Source organism: Micromonospora sp. PRAS1, from assembly GCF_059553435.1.
Genome location: NZ_JCANNB010000121.1, coordinates 1 through 412, shown reverse-complemented (window position 1 = coordinate 412; position 412 = coordinate 1). Strand labels below are relative to the sequence as shown.

General features: G+C 63.6%; 1 protein-coding gene. It reads right to left on the bottom strand.

Going from position 1 to position 412, the window contains the following annotated elements:
- The coding region (locus AC507J_RS32360) for an AMP-binding protein (RefSeq protein ID WP_496294376.1) at positions 1 to 396 on the bottom strand (396 nt) is incomplete at its 3' end.
- Between the last annotated feature and the right edge of the window lie 16 nt (positions 397 to 412).

Below are 412 nucleotides of genomic sequence, written 5' to 3'. Positions count from 1 at the left end.
AAAACTGAACGGCCCCGCCCCATCCAGCACCGCACCCAACTCCGCCAGATCCACATCCTGATCCACCATCAACACCCGCTGACCCGACACCAACGGCGCCCACACATTCGGCACCTGCAAATCAAAAGCCACCGACGAAAACACCGCACAACCAGCCGCACCACGACCCGCCAACTCCACCGCCGCCCACCGAACATGATTCGCCAAACCCCGATGCGTAACCTGCACACCCTTCGGCCGACCCGTCGAACCCGACGTGAAAATCACATACGCCAAATCATCCAGATCAGCCACGCCGGGCAGGCCCGTCACCGGATGCCCCGGCTCAGCGCGCTCCACTGCCAGGACCTCAATTCCGGCCGGGAAACGATCCGCATAACGAGCCGACGTCACCACCCGCGACACACCCGCG